We start from the raw sequence: 3,447 nt of genomic DNA on the forward strand, positions 1-3,447 counted from the left end.
AGACCTCGGGTGCGGCGTGACCGGTGAGGCGGCAGTACGTGCGGACCGCCCGGACACCTCCTATACCGAGCAGCATCTCCTGGAGCAGCCGGTGTTCGCTGCCGCCGCCGTAGAGCCGGTCGGTGACGCCCCGCTCGCCGAGGTCGTTCTCCTCGACGTCGGAGTCCAGCAGGAGCAGGGGCACGCGGCCGACCTGGGCCTGCCAGACGCGGGCGTGCAGCCGGCGGCCGCCGGGGAGCGCCAGGTCGACGCGGGCCTGGGAGCCGTCGGTCTCCTGCAACGGCACCAGGGGCAGCTCGTTCGGGTCGAGGACGGGGTAGTGCTCCTGCTGCCAGCCGTCCCGGGACAGCGACTGCCGGAAGTAGCCGTGCCGGTAGAGCAGGCCGACGCCGATCAGGGGCACGCCCAGGTCGCTGGCGGCCTTCAGATGGTCGCCGGCGAGGATGCCGAGGCCGCCGGAGTACTGCGGCAGCGCGGCGGTGATGCCGAACTCGGGCGAGAAGTAGGCGATGGCGGCCGGTGGTTCCGTGGTCCGGGTCTGGTACCAGCGGTCGCCGGTGACGTAGTCGCGCAGTTCGTCGGCGACCACGGTGAGCCGGCGCAGGAAGCGCCGGTCCTCGGCGAGTTCGGCGAGGCGCCGGGCGGAGACGGAGCCGAGAAGGCGTACGGGGTCGCCGCCGGACGCGGCCCAGCACTCGGGGTCGACCGACTGGAAGAGGTCACGGGTTTCCGCGTGCCAGGACCAGCGCAGATTGCGCGCCAGCTCGCTGAGCGGCTGAAGGGCTTCGGGCAGGACGGGTCGGACGGTGAATCTGCGGATGGCCTTCACAGAGGATTCCACCTTCACGCCAGGACGTACGGGCCAAGGGGACGCACCTGTTGCGTGCGACCGTTCGTCACCACGACGGTAGCGGCGCGGGCGGGCGGGTCCGCAAGCACGACGCGTCCCTCGGTATGCAATTACGGCGCATCCGTACCCCGGCCCCCCGGCCGCGCAGTCCGCTCCCCCGTGTTCAGTCCGGAATTCGTCGCGGCCCACCCCTGTACCCCGACGGGCGGTATGGCCGATTCCGCCCCTCTGTGCGACCTTGTGGCGCTTCACCCCGCACGAGAGGCTGCCGAATGGCGCACCGGCCGACCGAGGAGGGGGTCCGCATCCATGCACGACCGGGCAGAGGCGAGAAACAGGCGTCTGCGCTGGGCGGGAGGCCTCACGGCGGTCATCACGGCCGCGGTGCTCTCGGTCGCCCCCGCACCAGCGCACGCCGCTCCGGAGGGACGCGTCCTCGGAGCCGGGGGCGCCGGTTCCGTCAGCGGCAGTTACATCGTGACCCTCAAGGCGGGGACGGGTGCCCCGTCGAAGGAGGGGAAGGACATCGCCCGAAGGTACGGGGCGAAAATACGCCACATGTACAGCTCGGTCCTCAACGGCTATGCGGTGAGCGCCGGTGAGAATCAGGCCAAGCGGCTCGCGGCGGACCCGCGGGTGGCGTCCGTCGCGCAGGACACGGCGGTCAGGTACGACGGCAGCCGGCGGAACCCGCAGTCCTGGGGCCTGGACCGCCTGGACCAGGCGGGACTTCCGCTGGACAAGAGGTACACCTGGCCGGAGTCGGCGGGCCGGGGCACCACCGTGTATGTCATCGACACCGGTGTACGCGTCACCCACAAGGACTTCGGCGGCCGGGCCGTCCACGGCTGGGACTTCGTCGAGAACGACAGGACGGCCCAGGACGGCAACGGCCACGGCACCCATGTCGCGGGCACGGTCGCCGGCGCCCGATACGGGGTGGCCAAGAAGGCGAAGGTGGTCGCGGTACGCGTCCTCGACGACGCCGGGGCGGGGACGACGGCCCGGGTGATCGCGGGCATCGACTGGGTCACCCGGCACGCGAAGAAGCCCGCGGTGGCCAATCTGAGTCTGGGCGGCCCGGCGAACGCCCAGCTCGACGCCGCCGTACGCACCTCCATAGCGTCCGGGGTGACGTATACGGTCGCCGCGGGCAATGACGCCGTCGCCGCCTCCTTCTCCTCACCCGCCCGGGTGAAGCAGGCGATCACGGTCGGCGCCACCGGAAAGAAGGACACCCGCGCCGCCTTCTCCAACTGGGGTACGAGTCTGGACCTGTTCGCGCCGGGGGTGGCCATCACCTCCGCCTCGCACCGGAGCGACACCGGGTCCGTCACCTATTCGGGTACGTCGATGGCGGCGCCGCACGCCGCGGGCGCGGCTGCCCTGTACCTGGCCGACCATCCCGCCGCGACACCGGCGCAGGTGGCCGAAACGCTGGTGGAGGGTGCGGTTTCGGGCAAGGTCAAGGACAGATTTCCGGGCTCTCCGGACCGGATTCTCCATGTCGACGTCCCGTAGGCCCCGGTAACACCACAGGTGAACGTCCCTTTACCCAAAGCGACTAGAGTGACCGGCCTCGACCCCCTCGGACGAGGCCGGTCTTGTGTGTAGACATACGCGTGAGTAGTTAACAAAGTGCCGGAATGCTCACCCGCACTGTGTGGGAAGGCTCCACCGGTACATCCCGCTGGCCCCACCTCCCCACACCCTCATCCGCCCACCCACGTTGACGCGGACAGGAGCGGTCATGCCCGCCACGCACCACTCGTCAGCACCCCCGACGACCAGCACCACCACAGCGCACACCAGCACCCCCGCCGCGGCCACCCCGAGCGCCGCCGCGCGCCCCGCACGCCGGGCGCACACCGGCCCGCCCGCGCCGTCGGCCTCACCTCCGGACACGGCGACCGTCGGCCGGATACCGGTTCTGGACGTACGGCCCACCGTCCATCACGGCCGCCGGCCCGCGAAGGCCGTCGTGGGCGAGGAGTTCGAGATCTCGGCGGTCGTCTTCCGCGAGGGCCACGACGCGGTCGCCGCCAATGTCGTCCTGACGGACCCGGAGGGCCGTCCGGGCCCGTGGACGCCGATGCGGGAACTCGCCCCCGGCACGGACCGCTGGGGCGCCACCGTCTCCGCGCCGAGCGAGGGCCGGTGGACGTACGCGGTGGAGGGGTGGGGCGACCCGGTCACCACCTGGCGCCACCACGCCCGGATCAAGGTCCCGGCCGGCATCGACACGGAGCTGGTCCTGGAGGAGGGCGCGCGGTTGTACGAGCGTGCCGCCGCCGGGGTTCCGGAGGGCGGGCGCGCCCGTGGTGCCGTCCTCGCCGCCGTGGACGCCCTGCGTGACACCGACCGTCCGGCCGCGTCCCGTCTGGCTGCGGCGTTGGCGCCGGAGGTGGACGAGGTGCTGGCCCGCCATCCGCTGCGGGAGCTGGTCACCTCCTCCGACCCGCTGCCCCTGCTGGTCGAGCGTGAACGGGCCCTGTTCGGCTCCTGGTACGAGTTCTTCCCCCGCTCCGAGGGCACCGCCGAACAGCCCCACGGCACCTTCCGCACCGCCGCCCGCCGCCTGCCCGCGATCGCCGCGA

General features: G+C 72.1%; 3 protein-coding genes. 2 read left to right on the forward strand and 1 reads right to left on the reverse strand.

The genetic code is table 11. The features are described from left to right. Positions 1–829, reverse strand: an 829-nt coding sequence (gene glgP, locus M8J73_RS43215) for an alpha-glucan family phosphorylase (protein WP_249829864.1), incomplete at its 3' end; no start/stop codon positions are given. 330 nt (positions 830–1,159) lie between these two features. On the opposite strand from glgP, the gene M8J73_RS45125 reads away from it, so the two are divergent. Both M8J73_RS45125 and M8J73_RS43230 read left to right on the forward strand, forming a co-directional pair. After that, positions 1,160–2,371: a S8 family peptidase gene (locus tag M8J73_RS45125; RefSeq protein ID WP_055542080.1), complete on the forward strand. Its 1,212-nt coding sequence runs from the start codon at positions 1,160–1,162 to the stop codon at positions 2,369–2,371. 229 nt (positions 2,372–2,600) lie between these two features. After that, on the forward strand, positions 2,601–3,447 hold an 847-nt coding region (locus M8J73_RS43230; RefSeq protein WP_249829865.1), incomplete at its 3' end, for a maltotransferase domain-containing protein.

It is taken from the genome of Streptomyces neyagawaensis, assembly GCF_023516595.1.
Classification (GTDB): Bacteria; Actinomycetota; Actinomycetes; order Streptomycetales; family Streptomycetaceae; genus Streptomyces; species Streptomyces neyagawaensis.

Coding starts and splice junctions, on each gene's coding strand:
- M8J73_RS45125 (WP_055542080.1), top strand. CDS start 1,160: ATGCACGACCGGGCAGAGGCGAGAAACAGGCGTCTGCGCTGGGCGGGA.